The following is an 18,573-nucleotide window of genomic DNA, read 5'->3' on the forward strand; positions in this document are numbered from 1 at the left end:
GGTTTTACCTGAGACCTCAGTAAAACCTCGTTTATTGGTGATGGTTTACGGTTAAGAAGAGAGGTTGGAAAAAGTTTCAAAAAGAAACTTTTTCCAACCTCTAATTCCTCGCACCTAACCTCTTAACTATTAAACTTTTCCAATAGTTGGGTTTACCAAGTGGGGTCATAAAAAGCCCAAGCAACAAACACTGGGGAACCTTATATTTTCTCTACCCCAAGCCCTGGCGCATCGGTTAGGCGCATCACCCCATCTGTGATAGTAAAGCCGCCTTTCACTAAATCCCTAGCCAAATCCAAACTACCATCCAAGTCGATGTAGCGTGTTTTTTCACTGGCAAAAGCTGCATGGAGCGCTGCCGTGATACTGATGATACTTTCATCATTACAGCCCCACATGAGGTCTTGCCCACTATTTTTAGCAATTGTTGCTATCTCCAGCGCCTTCGACACCCCGCCACATTTCATCAGCTTGATATTAAAAATACCACAAGCTGCAGGCGGTGAAGCCAATTTGAAGCCATCTTCAGGAGAAATCAAAGATTCATCGGCTGCAATCAACCTTTTTACTGGCTCAGAAAGATGCCTTAACGGTTCAATATTTCCCGCTTCCATTGGCTGTTCTACCAGCTCTAGGTCTAAACTAGCCGTCCGCTTGTAAAACTCAAGCACCTGCTCAACACTGTAACCTTGGTTTGCATCTACCCGCTGGATAATTCTTGCACCGTACCTTTCATAAATCTTGGTCACACGCTCTATATCCTCTTCCAAAGAAATACCAAGCTTTACTTTCAGGTTGGTAAAACCTCTTTCCACATATTCCTCCGCCTCTTCCAGCGTCTCTTCTACGTTCTTAATCCCAATGGTTATAGAAGTTGGAAGTTCGTACAACTTCTGCCCCAAGAATTTCACCAAAGGAACTCCTAAATACTTGGCAAAAAGATCGTAAAGAGCGATATCCAACGCTGCCCTAACCGCTGGCTGGCTTGGGTATTTTGCATTTACCTCAAATAGAAGCTGCTGTACTTCTCGGATATCCCTTCCAATAAGCCAATCGAAGCTTTCAGCCTCAAGCGTAGCCATGGTCTCATCCAAGGTTTCGCCTATCACGTAAGGACTTGGGTTACTTGAACCTAGCCCATACATACCGTTTTCTCCAATAATCTCTACATAAGAAACCGAAACGGAATCTGTAGTTTTAAAGGCGATGGTATAAGGTCTTGTAAGCCCAAGCTCTTCCTTCCGAACTATTATGTCTTTAATTTTCATTGTTTTCTACTTAAAATTTTTCACAAAATCCGATACTACCTGCCCAAGTCTATCCACTCCTTTGAGCGGTAAAATCACTGGGATGCCCAACTCTTCTTCGGCTTTAGCCCTAAAGCTTTCCGCGTCTTCATTGCTCATCGTTTTAGTATTGAGCGTAACCGCAATGGTAGGCGCTCCATAGGTTTTGATCAACTCTATTTCTTCCGCCAAAGAGGGAATGGTATTTTTATACCCTTCGCACCCATGGAAGTAGGTTCTGTCTGGGTCGTGCTGCAGAACTACGGCATTGGTTTCTCCTGAAATAATAAACTCCGCTCCGCAAGGTCCTGACGGGTTTCTGAGTGCAGATTGCCCTTCCAATAAGATAGCATCTGGGTTTTCAGCATCAAAGCAGCTCACAATGGCATGCTCTATTTCTCCTGAAATAAAATCGTTGAGCGTTGAGTCAAAAATGAATCCGTATTTGTTTCCCTGCATCCAACCTGTTTGCCCTGTATAAATCATCTCCGCCTTGAAACCATTTTCCACCAAGGCTTCTTTTATGAACCTAGCCGTCGTCCTTTTGCCCATGTTGCAGTCTGTACCTAATACGGCAATTTTCGGGCAAGTCACTTTACTTATTTTCCCTTTCCAAAAATGAAGTTCTTTGAAGGATTTTGGCTTACGGATATCTATAATTTCTAGCCCTTTTTTGGCAGCCATCTCAGCTATTTCAGGATTATCCGAAAGGCATTCGTGCAAGCCACTCACCAATGACACACCACCATTCAAGGCGTCTTTCAGCTCAGGAATGAGTTCTTCAGGCATTACGCCTCCTTTGCTGGCAATACCCATAATGCAGTACTGGGCTTCTTCCTCACCATTTTTCAAAAAATCCTTTACTGAAGAAAAAACAGGAATATCCCTACACTTTCCATCCAATACCTCGCCTGCATCTTTTCCTACAAATTCAGGATCAATTACTCCTACTATTTTGTAGCGTTCCGTTCCTCTGATCAACCCATGCGCAGTCTTGGCGCTGTAATGATCCAATTGTCCGTTTGTTAATACGATAGCATTCCCATCCATAGTTGTGGTTGTTTTTAAAATGTCGATAAAAAGTTAGTGAGTTGGTTAATATGGTAGGTCGTTTTGCCAAAACTAAAGCGCTTTAGTCAGGCATTATTCAAAAGCATGAATAGGGCTAAACACGCCTATGTGTTGAATAGCAATGACTCAAAGCTAAATAATAATTGCTCGAGAAGGAAAAACTTTGGGGCAATTATTTGTGAGGCATGGCTAACCTCACTTTAAATCGAAAAATCGATGGTTTCAATGGTTGGCCATTTGCAGTCTTGGTGTAGCAAATACAAACACTCACAATAAATCACTCAAAAAAAACATGATTTATTCTCACTACGCCCCTTGCTCTTCTTCTGTTTGCAATTGCTTATCGTAAAGCTCTTTGTATGTCCCATTTCGCATCATCAGTTCCTCGTGAGTCCCTGTTTCTTTTACTTCTCCGCCATCTAGCACTATAATTTTATCTGCCAGCTTAGCCGAGGAAACCCTGTGGGAAATAATAATAGAAGTCCTCGCTTCCATGATGGATTTCAGATTGTTGAGAATCGCATTTTCTGTTTTGGTATCTACCGCCGAAAGGCAATCGTCCAAGATCAAAATTTCTGGTTTTCTCACAATCGCTCTTGCTATGGAGACACGTTGCTTTTGCCCTCCCGAAAGGGTAATACCCCGCTCACCAACCATCGTTTCTAAGCCCTTATTAAATGATTCGATGCTATTATAAAGGTCAGCATCTTTCACCGCCTTCATAATATCTTCTGACTTCAAATCATTGGCTCCAAAAGCGATATTATTTTCTATTGTGTCCGAAAAGAGGAAAACATCTTGAGGAACATAACCTATATGGCTACGCAGCTTGTTGATATTGTATTCGGCAATCGGTGTTTCATCTACATAAATTTCACCTCCTGTAGTATCATAGAGGCGGCAAAGCAAGTTGGCAATGGTGCTTTTTCCCGAACCAGTTGTTCCCAAAACAGCCAGTGTTTCCCCATTTTCTACTTCAAAACTCACATTTTTTAGTGCCTTTATCCCCGAATCCGGATAATCGAAGGATACATTTTCAAACTTAATTCTACCCTGTACATCCTTCTGAAGGTTCTTTTCAGAAACAATATCATTTGGTGTGTTCAAAAACTCATTGATTCTTTTTTGCGAAGCCGCCGCTCGCTGGATAATACTAGTTACCCAACCAAGAGCCGTTACTGGCCAAGTAAGCAAATTGACATAAATGATAAACTCGGCAATGTTTCCCGGTGTAATCGCCCCGTTGATCACTTCTACCCCTCCCACATACACCGTAAGAATGGTACTCAGCCCAATTAGCCCCAACATAAGTGGGAAAAATAGGGCATTTACCATCGCCAAGCGAAGGGACTTCACTTTATAATCGTCACTTTCTTTTTCAAAATTGTGCAAAGAATCCGCCTCTCTGGCAAAAGCTTTCAACACTCTTATACCCGAAAATGCTTCTTGTACAAAAGTAGACATATCGGAAAGCCCTTCCTGAATAGCTTCTGAGCGCTTGTTTATAAGCGTATTTACATAATAAATGCTGATTGAAAGTATCGGAAGTGGTGCAAGCGCATACAAAGTAAGCTTCACATTTACAGTAAGCATATAGCCGATTACCAAAACACAGGTTACGGTAAGATTGATACCGTACATCACCGCAGGTCCCAAATACATCCTCACCCTACTTACGTCTTCCGAAATCCTCGCCATCAAGTCACCCGTGTTATTTCGTTTGTAAAAACTCATGGACAAGGCTTGGTAATGGTTGAATATTTCATTTTTCAGATCGTATTCAACATACCTCGATACTACAATGATGGTCTGGCGCATGAGGAACAAAAAACCGCCACGTATAAAAGCCATCACCACAATCAGAATTCCGTAGAAAAGGACGATGTACCCAAACTCTTCGTAAAACTCTTGTTGAAATCCACTCCCTTCAAACATAGGATACACTTGTAAGGTCTCGTTCACCAAATCGAAGGCGTAACGCACCATTTGGGCAGGGAAAATCGCAAATATGTTGGCAAGGGTTACGCAAGCTACACCGAGCAATAAGCGAAATTTATACTTGAGAAAATACTTATTTAAGTAGGCTAATTCTTTCAAAAGTGAAGCTTTAAGTGGATGTCAATCTAATTAACCACAAATATCAAAAAATGATTTGGGAAATTGATGTAAAGTAAGAAAAGGCAAAAACAGAAACTTTTAAAACAGGTAAAATCAGACATTTCTTCCATCCACAAGTATGTTGCGAAGAACAAGATACAAGAAGAGCTTTCTAAAAATCCCACTAGCTTTCAGTTTGACTTTGTTTGTAAACACCTGATGAAGAACTCTTAAACAAAACCCGCATTTAGGAATAAATTTCGGAAAATATGCTGCTTTTTGCTTAGGTGTTTGCAATTTTGCGGGATTATATTTTTTAATGTTCAAAACTGCGTTTGTAGGCAGTTGGCAAAAAGTAAGATTCAGAAAAAGCAATGAAGGTACTCAAATTTGGAGGGACATCAGTAGGGTCTCCGGAAATCATTAAGCAGGTAATTAAAATTGTAAAACCTGCTACGCTCAAAGAAAAAGTTGTGGTGGTAGTATCTGCTTTTGGAGGGGTCACGGACCAGCTAATTGCCATTAGCCGACAAGCGGCCGAAGGTGACGCTACGTATAAGGAGCTTTACAAAGCCATTGAACATAGGCACATCGATGCCATAAAAGAACTCGTACACGCGCGCAAGCAAAGCGGTTTGCTAGCCGATATAAAATACCTTTTCAACGAGCTGGACGATATTCTTCACGGGGTATACCTAGTGAGAGAACTCAGCCCAAAAATGCAAGATTTCATTTTGAGCTTTGGCGAAAGGCTTTCGGCAAGAATTATAAGCGAAGCTTTCAAAGAACAGGATGTAAATACTGAATTTGCCGATGCTCGGAATTTCATTCGCACCAACCGAATTTTTGGAAATGCCGATGTTGATTTCGAAGTTACCAACAAGCAAATTGTTGAGTACTTTAAAAATACAGATATTACGCTACAAATAGTGCCAGGTTTTGTGGCAAGTACAGATCAGGGAGAAACCAGTACATTAGGAAGAGGCGGCTCAGACTATACCGCTTCTATTTTGGCAGCGGCCCTCAACGCCGATTTGCTAGAAATCTGGACGGATGTAAACGGCATGATGACTTCTGACCCTAAAAAGGTGAAGAAAGCATTTACCATCCCAGAGATTTCCTACGAAGAGGCAATGGAAATTTCCTACTTTGGGGCGAAGGTAATCTACCCACCAAGCATCCAGCCTGCGTACAACAAGCGCATCCCTATTGCAGTAAAAAACACCTACGATCCTGAAGGTGCTGACACACTTATCAACACCAATGCGCCTGACGGCAAAAGACCGATCAGAGGTATTTCTTCTATGAAAGACGTATCGCTCATTACCCTCTTTGGTAGCGGGATGATTGGGGTAACGGGTACGGCAAAAAGGCTTTTCAACTGCCTTGCCGATGCCAAGATCAACGTTATCATGATTTCCCAAGCATCTTCCGAGCACTCTATCACTATTGCGGTGAAAGAACTGGAAGCTTATGCAGCAGCCAAACTGATCAGAGAAGAGTTTGAAGAAGAAATAGCAGCGAGCAGAATTGAAGACGTGAAAGTGGAGAACGGGCTTTCGGTGGTGGCCGTAGTTGGTAAAAACATGAAAAACACGCCAGGTATCTCAGGAAAGCTATTTAGCTCTTTGGGGAAAAATGGCATTAATGTGCTCACCATTGCTCAAGGCGCTTCGGAACTAAACATATCCTTCGTAATCAACCGCTCGGACGAAAGCAAAGCCTTGAACGTAATCCATGAGGCATTTTTCCTATCCGACACCAAAGTGCTCAATATATTTGTTGCAGGGGCTACTGGCCTGATAGGAACTACACTGGTAAAACAAATAAAAGCACATTCCGAATGGCTCAAGTCAAACAACGCCATTGACGTGAAGCTTGCCGGACTTATCAACACTAAAAAAATGTTGATTTCTGAAGAGGGAATTGACCTAGATAACTATAAAGAAATTTTGGGCAGCTCAGACTCTGATGCGGATTTACCAAAATTCGTTGAGGAAATGAAAAAGGCTAATTTGCCCAACTCCGTATTTGTAGATGCTACGGCAAGTGCAGACGTTTCGGAGCAATATGCAAAAGTCCTCAATTCGAGTATTTCCATCGTAACGCCTAACAAGCTTGCTTGCTCGGGAAGCATGGAGTATTACAAGGAATTGAAAGAACTGAGCCACAAACGTGGGGCTAAATTCTTGTTTGAAACCAACGTAGGCGCTGGCTTGCCTGTAATAGGCACGCTCAATGACCTTGTGCACAGCGGAGATAAAATCTTGAAAATAGAGGCGATTCTCTCAGGTACGCTCAACTTCATTTTCAACACCGTGAGCAGCGAAAGGAAAATGAGCGATGTGGTGGTAGAAGCTAGGGAAAATGGCTTTACCGAACCCGACCCACGAATTGACCTCAGCGGATCAGACGTTGCCCGTAAGATCTTAATCTTGAGCAGGGAACTCGGCTACGACATGAACATCGACGAGGTGGAGATGAAACCATTTATTCCTGAAAAGTATTTTGAAGCAGATAGCGTGGAGCAATTCCTCAAAAACCTAGAGGAATTTGATGGTATTTTTGAAGCAGATCGCTCAAAACTCGATGCCAAAGAGCAGAAGTACCGTGTGATAGCTAAGTTGGAAAACGGCAAAGCCTCCATCAGCCTGAACACCTACGACAAAGGAGATTCCTTTTACGCAGCAGCGGGCAGCGACAACATTATCTTGTACACCACCGAAAGGTACTTGGAGCAACCACTAATGATAAAAGGTCCTGGCGCTGGAGCAGAAGTAACCGCAGCAGGCGTATTTGCGGATATTATCCGTGTGGTGGCGTAGTTAAAAAAATGTAACTAATAAGCACTGGAGCGAGCCTCCGCTCGTACCATTTCAGCACAATTCAGAAAGCAAAAAAGAAAGCATTGAAGGCTTCTTAACATAAGACATAAATCAATGAGCGAATCGGTAAAAGTATTTTCCCCCGCCACCGTGGCAAACGTAGCCTGTGGTTTTGATATTTTGGGTCTTTCCCTCCAGTATCCTGGAGATGAGATAGTGGTGAGGAAAACGGACACCCCCGGTATCAAAATCATCAACAGTACGGAGTATAAGGAAATCCCCGAAAATCCGCTCAAGAATACCGCATCGGTTGCCATGCAAGCTTTTCTCGACCACCTCGGAAGTGAGCAAGGTTTCGAGATGGAAATTTTGAAAAAAATAAAGCCCGGAAGCGGAATTGGTTCGAGCGCCGCCAGTTCGGCTGCGGGAGTATTTGCCGCCAACCATTTGCTAGGCAGTCCGCTTAGCAGAAAAGAATTGGTACAATTTGCCATGGCAGGAGAAGCGGCGGCTTGCGGTTCGCCCCATGCCGATAATGTTGCCCCTGCCCTGTTGGGTGGCTTTGCCCTCATCAGAAGCTACAACCCGCTCGACGTGGTGACATTGCCCTATCCAGAAGATTTATATTGCACCATTATCCATCCTCAAATAGAGGTAAAAACGGCTGATGCCCGAAGGATTCTCCGCAAGGAAATAGCCTTGAAAGATGCCGTGGTTCAGTGGGGAAACATTGCGGGATTGGTAGCAGGGCTTTTCAACAGCGACTACGAACTGATTGGCAGGTCTTTGGAAGATGTGGTGATCGAGCCCATCCGCTCGATTTTGATTCCTGGCTACGAAGATGCAAAAAAAGCGGCGATTGAAGCAGGCGCTTTAGGCTGTAGCATTTCTGGCTCAGGTCCTTCCATGTTCTCACTTAGCAAGTCAGAAGAAGCGGCAAAAGCGACTTCAGATGCCATCCAAGCTGTTTTTGAGAAGTTGGACATCGAAACCAACAATTACATTTCCAAAATCAACCCTGTTGGCATTTCCATTATTTCTTAAACTAAAAAAGTCATTTATTTGATAATTTAAATAGTACTGCTATTACATTTTATAAGTGCGATGGCACGAAAATCTGGCGGAGAGGAGCGTTGGGCTTGCGGGGATAAGCTTTAGATTTTTCGGCAGCCGACGCTGTTGATTTTTTCGTCCTTTTTGATCAAGCAAAAAGGACAAGAAGCTAAATTTAATTTACAGGTTTCAGCTTCTGTGCAAAAGACAAATATTACAACCTTATTTGAATCTTCCTATAATGAAATACTATAGCACAAACCAAAAAGCCCCTCTCAGCGATTTGTCATCGGCTGTGTTGAAAGGGCTTGCCCCCGACAAAGGATTGTATATGCCCGAGCAAATCCCTGCTCTTCCCGAATCATTTTTTAAGAATTTGCCTAACCTCAGCCTTGCCGAAATAGGCACAGCGGTATCTGAGGCACTTTTTGGTGAGGATGTTTCCAAAGCCAAGTTGCAAGAGATTTGCGAAGATGCACTCAACTTCGATGTGCCCTTGGTAATGCTCAACGACAAAGTCGGAAGCCTTGAACTTTTCCACGGCCCTACTTGCGCTTTCAAAGATGTAGGGGCGAGGTTTATGTCGAGGATGATGGCGCATTTCATCGAAAAAAGGGAGAAAGATACCTACGTTCTGACTGCTACTTCGGGCGATACGGGTTCTGCCGTAGCCAGTGGTTTTTTCAATGTGGAAGGAATAAAAGTGGTGTTGCTTTACCCAAAGGGAAAAGTGAGCCACATACAAGAACAGCAGTTGACCACTTACGGTGGAAATATCACCGCTGTAGAAATTGACGGCACGTTCGACGATTGCCAGCGATTGGTAAAAGATGCATTTGTGGACGATGACCTCAATGCAAAACTGACCCTGACCTCTGCCAACTCCATCAACTTGGCAAGGTTCTTACCCCAGTCTTTTTATTATTTCCATGCTTTTGCCCAGTTGGGAGAAAAAGCAAAAGACGTGGTTTTCTCTGTACCAAGCGGAAACTTTGGCAACCTCACCGCAGGGCTTTTTGCCTACAAAATGGGCTTGCCTATCAAGCGGTTCATCGCTGCTACCAATGTGAACGATGTAGTGCCTAGCTACCTCAACAGTGGTATTTTTGAAGCGAGGGCTTCGGTAAAAACTATTGCCAATGCCATGGACGTGGGCAACCCGAGCAACTTCGTCCGTATGTTGGAAATTTATAAGCACTCGCACCCTGCCATGCAAGCCGAGATTACGGGCTTCACCCAAACCGATGCGCAGATTAGGGAAACCATGGAACGCATTTACAAGAAACACGGCTACACCGCCGACCCACACGGGGCAGTTGGCTACGCTGCTTTGGAAGAGTTGCAGGAAGAAGGAGAAACAGGTATTTTCCTAGAAACTGCCCACCCAGCCAAGTTTATGGACGTAGTAGAAGAAACGCTAAACACCAAAGTAGAAATCCCTGAAAGGCTGCAAGCTTTCTTGAAAAAAGAGAAAAAAGCAACTCCTCTTTCTACGGAATATGCTGACTTTAAAGGCTTTTTGGAAGGATTGGCGTAAGAGGTTCATGCCGCTCGGCTCTAGCCGAGTGCTCACTATGTCTTGTAGCTCCAGCTACAAGAGGAAAAAATGATACTGTAGCTCGGGCAGAAATGTCCGAGTTTATTTTATTCAATTCCTCCTCAAACTAGAAGGTGAAGCAACAGGTAAGCTGCTTAAAAAAATAGAATCGTTAGAAATACACTTGCTATTATCCCAATCCCTCCAAATATAATTTTATATTTCTCAATGACTATATCCATAGGATAATGTGGATCATAATAAATTGTCACATAATCACCTTCCGTTAAGTATGCAGGAAAATAACCAATCGAACTAGTAACAGTCTTCGACTCTTTCTTTAATGTCTGAAACCTAATTACTGGGTAATAAAGAATACTTGTGCTATTTCCTCCACTTTTTTTAATTAGTTCCTGTACTATAGCATCATCAACTCTTACCCAATTCTTTTTTACATAAGCTAGACGTAGAAAGTTATATACTCCAAAACCTAACGCAGCAATTGTTATACAGTAAAATATTATCTCTTCTTCATTCATGATGATTAAAATTTAATAATCAAAAACACCCATCACTCGACTAGCGCCGAGCGAGAGGTTGAATTAAAAAAATCATTACCTACTATTCTTTTGATTCCAGCTATTTTACACAGTAGGCAGGAGATCCCGAATCAAGTTCGGGATGACCAAATAAGGGTTAAATACCCTCATATACAAATTTCCTCAGCCTCTCATCGAAAAAACTACTTCTTCTGCTGCTTAATCACTTGCTCTCGGTACACGTTGAAAATGCGGGATTTGGAGACGAAACCTTCGTATTTTCCCTTGCGGATTACGGGTAGGTTCCAGGCTTGGGAGGTTTCAAATTTGTGCATAACGGATTGCATACTCTCGCCGTATTCCACATAGTTGGGAGGAAGCTCCATAATATCGGCGATATCTACTTCTTTCTGCTTTTCGGGGTTGAACATGATGTCCCGCACATCGTCGAGGGTGACTATTCCTTCCAAGCCTCCATCTTCGTTTAGTACGGGGAAAATATTTCGTTTGCTCACGCTGATGGACTTCACCATGTCTTTCAATTTTCCATCAACAGGAACTGCTTTAAATTCCCTTTCAATAATTTTATTGATGCTCAAATTCCCCAACACCTGCATATCCTGTCCATTTTGCACGTATTCCCCTCGATGCATCAGATCGCGGATGTAGGGCGAGTTTGCATTGAAATAGGTAACGGTAGAATAGGAAATAGCCGAAACGATCATAAGTGGAATGAAGAGCGTGTAGCCTCCCGTAAGCTCGGCTATGAGGAAAATAGCGGTGAGCGGGGCATATTGCACACCGCAAAGTACGCCGCACATCCCCACCAAAGCAAAGTTGCTTTCGGAAATAAAGGCTAAACCTGAAAGGTTGATGAATTTGGCAAAAGAATAGCCCGTAACCCCACCTAGGAAAAAAGAGGGGGCAAATGTTCCACCGCTGCCTCCTGCCGAAATCGTAATGGCAGAGGCGATGGTTTTTACCAAAATTAGGGCAACGAGGTAGCCAAAGAAAGTCCAGCTATTGGTATCGGCACTCTTAAAAAAGAGCATTTTATCTAATAAGCCCGCGGTATTTCCATTGAGCATATCTTTTATAAAAAGATAACCTTCGCCATACACTGCGGGGAAAAGAAATATGGCCAAGCAAAGCAAAACACCACCAACCAAAGCCCTGTTAGTACCATTTTTTATCCTCTCAAATATCATTTCCATCCAGTGGAGGAAATCGGTGAAGTACCTCGAAATAAACCCGCATACTACTCCAAGTGCGATGTAAAGCGGAATATCAAAGGCGTTGAACGTATCTAATAACCTGAAAGAGAAAAGCGCATCCTCGCCCAGCAAGACTAACGATACCATTGTAGCACTTACCGAAGCCATGAGCAGGGGAATGAAACTGGCTACAGAAATATCGAATAGAATAACTTCGAGGCTAAAGATCAGGCCGGCAATGGGTGCATTGAAAATAGCAGAAATAACCCCTGCCGTACCACAGCCGATCATGAGTGTACGCATTTTATAGTTCATGTTTACCAGCTGGGCTATGTTGGATCCAATAGCCGAACCCGTAAGCACTATGGGAGACTCCAACCCTGCAGAGCCGCCAAGCCCGACGGTAAAGGCGCTGGTCACCATCCGCGAATACATTTTGCTTTTACCGATTATCCCCGATTTTTTGGAGATGGAGTATAAAATATCGGTAATCGCATGCCCCAACTGGGCCTCTTTGTACAGAATTCGGGCTAGGAAAATAGTGATCAGAAGCCCTAGCATGGGCAGCACTATCTGAAGATAACTGTAGCTAAAGGTCTCGGAAGTGAGCTTGTGCTGAATAAAATGTACCGACTGCTTAAGCGCCACGGCGGCCAAGCCAGCCACGATCCCTACTATACCACTTATGATGAATACAAAGTTCTTTTCGGAAATATAGCGTATTTTCCAAGTTAAAGCTCTTTCTAGCTTGCTCGATATGGCAGTTCGTATGTGAAATTTTCGCACAGGGCGCATTTTTTAAGTTAGAAATAAAACTTTTAGAAGCTGCTTGGGAATAAATTTTCAAAACAGCTTCTCTCAGACCGAACATAAAACCTCGATGCCTATCAAAAGTAAAATTATATCCTTCCTACTCAAAAGTGTAAAGATATTTTCTTTTGAAAAAGTGATTAGCTTCTGTATTTTTCTGTAATCTCGTAAACGTGGGCAAGAATACTCTTATCTTCTTCTGTCAATTCCAACCCCCTTCTAGCAAGAACTCTACTGGCTAATTCATACATTTTAGGCAGCCTAAAAGTAGCCACTTTTCCTTCCCCACCCCAACCGAAAGAAGGAATGAAGTTTTTGAGGAACCCAGCTCCGTAAAGAATAGCACCAACCCCTACTACCGTACCCGTATTGAACATGGTATTGATACCTGACTTAGTATGGTCACCCATCATCAGACCGCAAAACTGCAAACCTGTATCTACAAAACTATCTACCGAATAATCCCAGTTTTTCACATTGGAGTAGTTATTCTTTAGGTTAGAGGTATTGCTATCAGCACCAAAGTTGCACCATTCAGCTATTACGCTGTTCCCCAAGTACCCATCGTGCGATTTATTGCTATACCCAAAAATAACCGAGTTGGCCACTTCGCCACCTACTTTTGAGAAAGGTCCAAAAGTGTTGTCACCCCTGATTTTTGCCCCCATATTGATATGGGAATTTTCACATAAGCCCAATGCACCCCTCACCAAAGCACCCTCATGGATCTCTGCGTTTTTCCCTATATAAATTGACCCATATTCAGCATTTAGTATCGCTGCTTTTATGGAAGCCCCTTCTTCTACAAAAATATTTTCAGGATTATAAACTATGGTGTGCGGGTCAGTTATTGGCTCACTTTTCCGACCTTTTGTTATTAATTGGTAATCCTTATCCAATTCTGCCCTGTTCTTCTTGAATATCTCCCAGTTTTTATTGAAAATGGCAACTTTATTTTCCCAAGTCAACTTATTGCCTGATTGAGAAGCTTCTAGCAACTCTTCGGGAGTAGTGAACTTAGCAGAGCTACAAAAAGCCAACAGCATCCCATCTTTTTCGATGGATTGGTTTTCTGACAAGGACTTAACCGCAGCTATAAAGGCATCGTCAGGAGAGACCCCTCCGTGCACGTAATAGTTCAACCTCTCAAAATGTGGAGGGAATTTCTTGCTCAAGTAGCTTTCGGTAAGAAAAGAATAATCAGCAGGGAAGCGAGTCTTCCACTTTTCGGTGATCTTAATAATCCCGACCCTAATTTCGGCTACAGGCCTCAAATAGGTAAGTGGCAACAAGCCTTTTTTACTGCTAGGGTGATCGAAAAGAAGTATATTCATGAGTGGAGTTCTGAGTTGAAGCTACGGTTTAAAAAATTCAAAAATAACAATCAAGATTCGTCAATGCTACTTTTTCTTCATAATGAAATTAGAATTCAAATATATCAGCAACAGTTCAATTTAAGCTTAGCCAAAAGCAATCTATTATAACTGACAATAAACCACTGATTTTCAATACAAAACAACACACAACACACTACTTACATGAAACCTTCAAAAAAAGGGATAGTCGCAGGGGGAAATTGGATTATTGACCAAGTCAAGATCGTAGATTTTTATCCCCAAGAAGATGAACTTGCCAAGATTTTATATCAAGGCACGAGCAATGGCGGTTCGCCTTACAACCTATTGAAGAACTTCGCACGCCTAGGTGTTTCTATCAAGCTTTCGGCTGCTGGGCTAGTGGGTGGAGACTCTAATGGCAAGTGGATCATTGATGATTGTATAAAAAACGGTATAGACAAAAAATGGCTTCAGGTAAAAAAAGAGGCAATCACTTCCTTCACCGATGTTATTACTTCGGCTTCTTCGGGAAGAAGAACTTTTTTCCACCAACAAGGTACTTGCGCCCAGCTCTCCACGGAGCACTTCCGACTTGACAAATACAAGGCGGGAATGTTTCACCTAGGCTACCTCCTTTTGCTCAGCAAACTAGACGAGCTAGATGAAAAAGGAAGAACAGAGGCATCGTACCTGCTAGAAAAAGCTCAAAACCTCGGCATGAAAACTTCGGCTGATGTCATAAGTTTGCTAGATGCCGACTATCAAAAAGTTGCCACCCCCTCGCTCCCTTTCATCAATTACTTTTTCCTAAACGATTATGAAGCTGCTAAGCTCAGTGGAATAGAGGTAAAAACAAACGGGGAAATTGATATTGAAAAACTGACCTCAGCTGCGCAAAAAGTACTGGATATGGGCGTGAACAACTTGGTAAGCGTCCACTTCGACAAAGGGATTTTATTGGTAGAGAAAGATGGAAAGGTCTGGCTACAAGGCAAGCCGATAGTGCCGAAGGAAGAACATGTGGGAAATGCTGGGGTAGGCGAAGCGGTGATGACCGGAATTTTGTGGGCAATCCACGAAGGGTTGGACTTCGAAAAAGGCTTAGAACTGGCTTCTGCCATGGCGGGGTGCTGCATGCTGGATGCCTCTTGTTCCAACGGTATTTTGCCTCTGGAGCAAACGCTAGAAAAGGCAAAAGAGTGGAAAGTTCACCAATTTTAAGCTTTTCTTGAAAAGATAAACAAACAAGGCTTCCATTCATGATGAATGGAAGCCTTGTTTGTTTATGGCAACATATTATCTCAATCCTACATTTCCCCCGCTTTGTGGAAGAGCAACCAGTCTATTTCAACTGAAGCATTTTCAGTTCCAGCGTACTCAAAGGTAATGTAGATGTCTTGCGTAGCATTTACTTGTTTGCTAAACGTGAGGATGGTTTCTGAGAAATCATTCCTTTTGCCTGTAGTGAAAGGAACTTCACCCGATGCAACTATCTCACCTTTGGGGCTACCAAGCCTGAGGTTTATCTTAAAGCCTTCAGAACCTGTTGCCGAAGTTCTCATAGTGATTTTATCTACTCCAGAAAGGTCGATTCCCTTGAACATAAAATGGGAATCTGGTTGAATCCTATGAAGGTAGGTAACGTTCGTTCCAGCAGGTCTTCTCTTGGCAATTTTGAAGAAGCTGTCGTAATCTTCTGCTTCTACTTTAGCTGGGCGGAACTCAATGGTTTTCGTATTGTTTAGTGATCCTATTACCTCCCCTCCTTTATCGGTATAAGAAGATTTAAGTATATATTTCCCGTTTCCTTGGTCAAAATCCAACACTCCGGCCAATGGCAAAGATGGCTTGGTAGACTCTTCGTCAAGAGAAAGGACAAAGCCTATCATTGCCTCCGCTTGCTCTACAGATAATTGCGGATGGGCAGACATCATTCGTTCGCCCCAGTTTCCATTTCCACCGCTTATTACCTTAGCAGCCAAAGTGCTAATAGTTTCTTGGTTGGTCTCGTAGCGCTGAGCTACTTCCGTATAACTTGGTCCTACCGAAGCGGCATCTATTGCATGGCAAGTTTTACAGCCATTTTCATTTATCAAGGTTTCCCCATTCAGCACCGCTGATGATTGCTTATGCCCAGGGCCAACTGCCGCCAAATCTTCTCCTATCGAGATAAAATCAAAGAATACTTGGACTTGGCTGTCGTCAGGTGTGCCATCTTCCGTATCGGTCACTTTTATCGTGTATTGCTTCTTTTCCCCCGGCCAATAAAAAGTCTCATTAGCCATAAGTTGCAAATCTACATTCGGAATATCGTTTCCTACTTGTACTTCAATGTTTGCAACAGAAGAACCACCGCTAGGGTCGGATGCCCTCATTCTCACTTTATAAACACCAGGCTTGGTAAACTTGTAAGATGGCGCCATTTCTGTTGACTGTACTTCGTTTCCTTCAAAAATCCACTCATAAGTCAACTCATCTTCCTCGTCAAAGTCCGTAGATCCTTCTCCTGTAAACTGAACCGAGAGCGGTGCTGCCCCTACCAAACCTTCCGCACTAATCCTTGCAATTGGCTTTCTGTTTCCTTCGGCATAGTCAATCCTTGCCAGTACGGCATCTGGATTACGAGAGAACCAATTGGCTCCATATTCCAGCACATATAATGCTCCGTCAGGACCTAATTCCATGTCGATAATCTTCTCAAATTTCATATTGGGCAAAAAAGGCTCGTGTTCTATGAAATTCCCCTCTGCATCCAAAGTAACCGCATGAATCCAGTTCCTGCTCCAGTCGTAATGGAAAACCTTATTATGGTAGTACTTGGGCAATTTATTTTTAGAATAAGGGAATTGGTCATAATAATAAGTAGGTCCTGCCATGGCATTTCTACCTCCTTTGGTCATATCTTCAAAATCTGGACTTTCGGCATACGGATACCAAATAAGCGCAGGACGTGCTGGTGGCAATTTCCTCATCCCCGTGTTATTGGGTGAAGTATTTATTGGGTTTTCAGGGTCGAAAAAGTCAGAAACTTCGCCAGTCTCATAGTTCATTTTGCGGTAAGCGTAGTTATTTCCTACAAAATACGGCCAACCGTAGTAGCCAGCAGTTTTTGCCAAATTAAATTCGTCGTAGCCTCTTGGCCCTCTATTAGGGTTGTCATTACCTGCATCTGGCCCTACATCACCCCAAAATAGCCAACCTTTTTTGCTGTCAACCGACATTCGGTAAGGGTTTCTACAGCCCATTACAAATATTTCAGGTCTGCCTTGAGAGCCGTCTTTGGGGAATAAATTACCATCGGGAATACTGTATGTCCCGCCAATTTCAGGTTTTATTCTCAAAATTTTACCCCTCAAATCGTTTGTATTGCTAGAAGACTTTTGAGCATCGAAGGGAGAGCGGCCTTCCCTTTCGTCCATAGGGCCAAATCCATCTGTATCAAATTCTTGATTTGTATTGAAAGGGCTACTATCATCTCCTAAGGCAATGTACAAGTTTCCATCAGGACCAAACTGCATAGAGCCTGCTGAGTGACAGCACTCATCTCGCTGAACATCCATTTCAATAATGGTCTTTTCTGTATCGAGCAAGAGGCTATCGCCAATGTAACTAAACCTCGATACCCGCTGGATGGGCTTATCTCCTTTGGGCGAATAAAAAAGGTAAAGCCTGTAGTTATTTTCAAAATCGGGATCGAGCGCAAGCCCAAGCAAGCCATCTTCAAATTTGGTGTGGACTGGAATCTTCGCTATTTCCTTCACCTTTTCTTCTTTGGGCAAATAAAGGTTTACAGTTCCTCCTCTTTCAATAAAAAGGATTTTTCCGCTGTCCAACACCTCTAGCTCCATTGGCTCGTTGAGGTTACTGGCATAAACAGCCTTTACAAACCTATTTTCTTCAGGAACTCTTGGTTGCCTCACATGAGCATAGTCCAAATGGTTATCGCCAATAGCATAGGTGATTCCTCCTTTTATAATTTCCAAAAATTCTTTTTCCTCAAACGTTTCGTCCGTGTGGCCAAAGCCTGTATAAAACGCCCTTCCACCATCAAAATCATGATACCAAGTGATGGGATGGAAATCCCCATGTTTTCCTGCTCCATAGCTTTTTTCGTCTACGGTTATCAGCACATTTACATGCTCGTTGAAACTTTTGTAGTTATAGAACTCATCTGTTTTCACAAAAGAAGAATCGAGGTTTTCAACCGAAATATGGTCGTGGTTTATAACAGTCACTTTTCCTTCACGCACGTTAGGGTCAGAAGGGTGTCCATTGAACCAACCTCCTACAAGCTTGCCATACCAAGGCCATTTGTATTCGGTATCTGCGGCAGCGTGGATTCCCACAAAGCCACCTCCCGCTTGGATGTAGCGCCTGAAGTCGGCTTGCTGAATATGGTCTAAAACGTTCCCGGTTGTGTTCAGAAAAACAACTGCACTGTAGTTTTTGAGAGAATCTTCAGTGAAAACACTCGCATTTTCGGTCGTATCTACCGCAAAGCCCATTTCTTTGCCTAGCTTCAGCATAGCAACTTTTCCTGCGGCAATAGACCCGTGTCTAAATCCTCCAGTTTTTGAAAAGACTAATACTTTTTTTTCTCGGGTTTCGTGCGAACAAGAAAACAGCCCACTGATTATTGAGGTGAGTGCAAGGCAAATAAACGCCTGCTTCCAAAATTGTTTGTTCATATCTCGTAAATGACGATTTAGGGTATTTGTTAATGTAATTTTAAGATTAATACTATTGTTTAAATTCCGTTAGCCAGTTCTATTTCTTTCTTTTCATTTTCACGTTTGAGTTACCC

General features: G+C 42.9%; 11 protein-coding genes. 4 read left to right on the forward strand and 7 right to left on the reverse strand.

Annotated features, from left to right (window positions below):
• Positions 1–200: 200 nt before the first annotated feature.
• From R9C00_26855 to R9C00_26865, 3 genes are all read right to left on the reverse strand, one after another.
• Positions 201–1,268, reverse strand: a complete 1,068-nt coding sequence (locus R9C00_26855) for a dipeptide epimerase (protein ID WPO35320.1) — start codon at positions 1,266–1,268, stop codon at positions 201–203.
• A 6-nt stretch (positions 1,269–1,274) separates the two neighbouring features.
• Positions 1,275–2,336, reverse strand: a complete 1,062-nt coding sequence (locus R9C00_26860) for a DUF1611 domain-containing protein (GenBank protein WPO35321.1) — start codon at positions 2,334–2,336, stop codon at positions 1,275–1,277.
• A 327-nt stretch (positions 2,337–2,663) separates the two neighbouring features.
• A complete protein-coding gene (locus R9C00_26865; GenBank protein WPO35322.1) occupies positions 2,664–4,454 on the reverse strand; it encodes an ABC transporter ATP-binding protein in 1,791 nt (596 codons plus the stop codon).
• A 374-nt stretch (positions 4,455–4,828) separates the two neighbouring features.
• On the opposite strand from R9C00_26865, the gene thrA reads away from it, so the two are divergent.
• The 3 genes from thrA to thrC all read left to right on the forward strand — a co-directional run bounded on the left by thrA (position 4,829) and on the right by thrC (position 9,869).
• A complete protein-coding gene (thrA, locus tag R9C00_26870; GenBank protein WPO35323.1) occupies positions 4,829–7,279 on the forward strand; it encodes a bifunctional aspartate kinase/homoserine dehydrogenase I in 2,451 nt (816 codons plus the stop codon).
• Between the two features lie 114 nt (positions 7,280–7,393).
• Positions 7,394–8,323: a homoserine kinase gene (locus R9C00_26875; protein ID WPO35324.1), complete on the forward strand. Its 930-nt coding sequence runs from the start codon at positions 7,394–7,396 to the stop codon at positions 8,321–8,323.
• A 250-nt stretch (positions 8,324–8,573) separates the two neighbouring features.
• Entirely contained in the window at positions 8,574–9,869 is a 1,296-nt protein-coding gene (gene thrC / locus R9C00_26880; GenBank protein ID WPO35325.1) for a threonine synthase, read from the forward strand.
• Positions 9,870–10,024: 155 nt separating this feature from the next.
• Here the strand turns inward: thrC and R9C00_26885 are convergent, their stop codons facing one another.
• The 3 genes from R9C00_26885 to R9C00_26895 form a co-directional block, all read right to left on the reverse strand.
• Entirely contained in the window at positions 10,025–10,408 is a 384-nt protein-coding gene (locus R9C00_26885; GenBank protein ID WPO35326.1) for a DUF3592 domain-containing protein, read from the reverse strand.
• A gap of 203 nt (positions 10,409–10,611) precedes the next feature.
• Positions 10,612–12,408, reverse strand: a complete 1,797-nt coding sequence (locus tag R9C00_26890; GenBank protein WPO35327.1) for a chloride channel protein — start codon at positions 12,406–12,408, stop codon at positions 10,612–10,614.
• A 164-nt stretch (positions 12,409–12,572) separates the two neighbouring features.
• Entirely contained in the window at positions 12,573–13,766 is a 1,194-nt protein-coding gene (locus R9C00_26895; protein ID WPO35328.1) for a GlmU family protein, read from the reverse strand.
• Between the two features lie 204 nt (positions 13,767–13,970).
• Here R9C00_26895 and R9C00_26900 point away from each other — a divergent pair, with 204 nt between their 5' ends.
• Complete coding sequence (locus R9C00_26900) at positions 13,971–14,990, forward strand: carbohydrate kinase family protein (protein WPO35329.1); 1,020 nt, start codon at positions 13,971–13,973, stop codon at positions 14,988–14,990.
• 86 nt (positions 14,991–15,076) lie between these two features.
• On the opposite strand, the gene R9C00_26905 is transcribed toward R9C00_26900, so the two are convergent.
• Positions 15,077–18,457, reverse strand: coding sequence for a ThuA domain-containing protein (locus R9C00_26905; GenBank protein WPO35330.1), 3,381 nt, complete (start codon positions 18,455–18,457; stop codon positions 15,077–15,079).
• Between the last annotated feature and the right edge of the window lie 116 nt (positions 18,458–18,573).

This window comes from Flammeovirgaceae bacterium SG7u.111, assembly GCA_034044135.1.
Lineage (GTDB): Bacteria > Bacteroidota > Bacteroidia > Cytophagales > Flammeovirgaceae.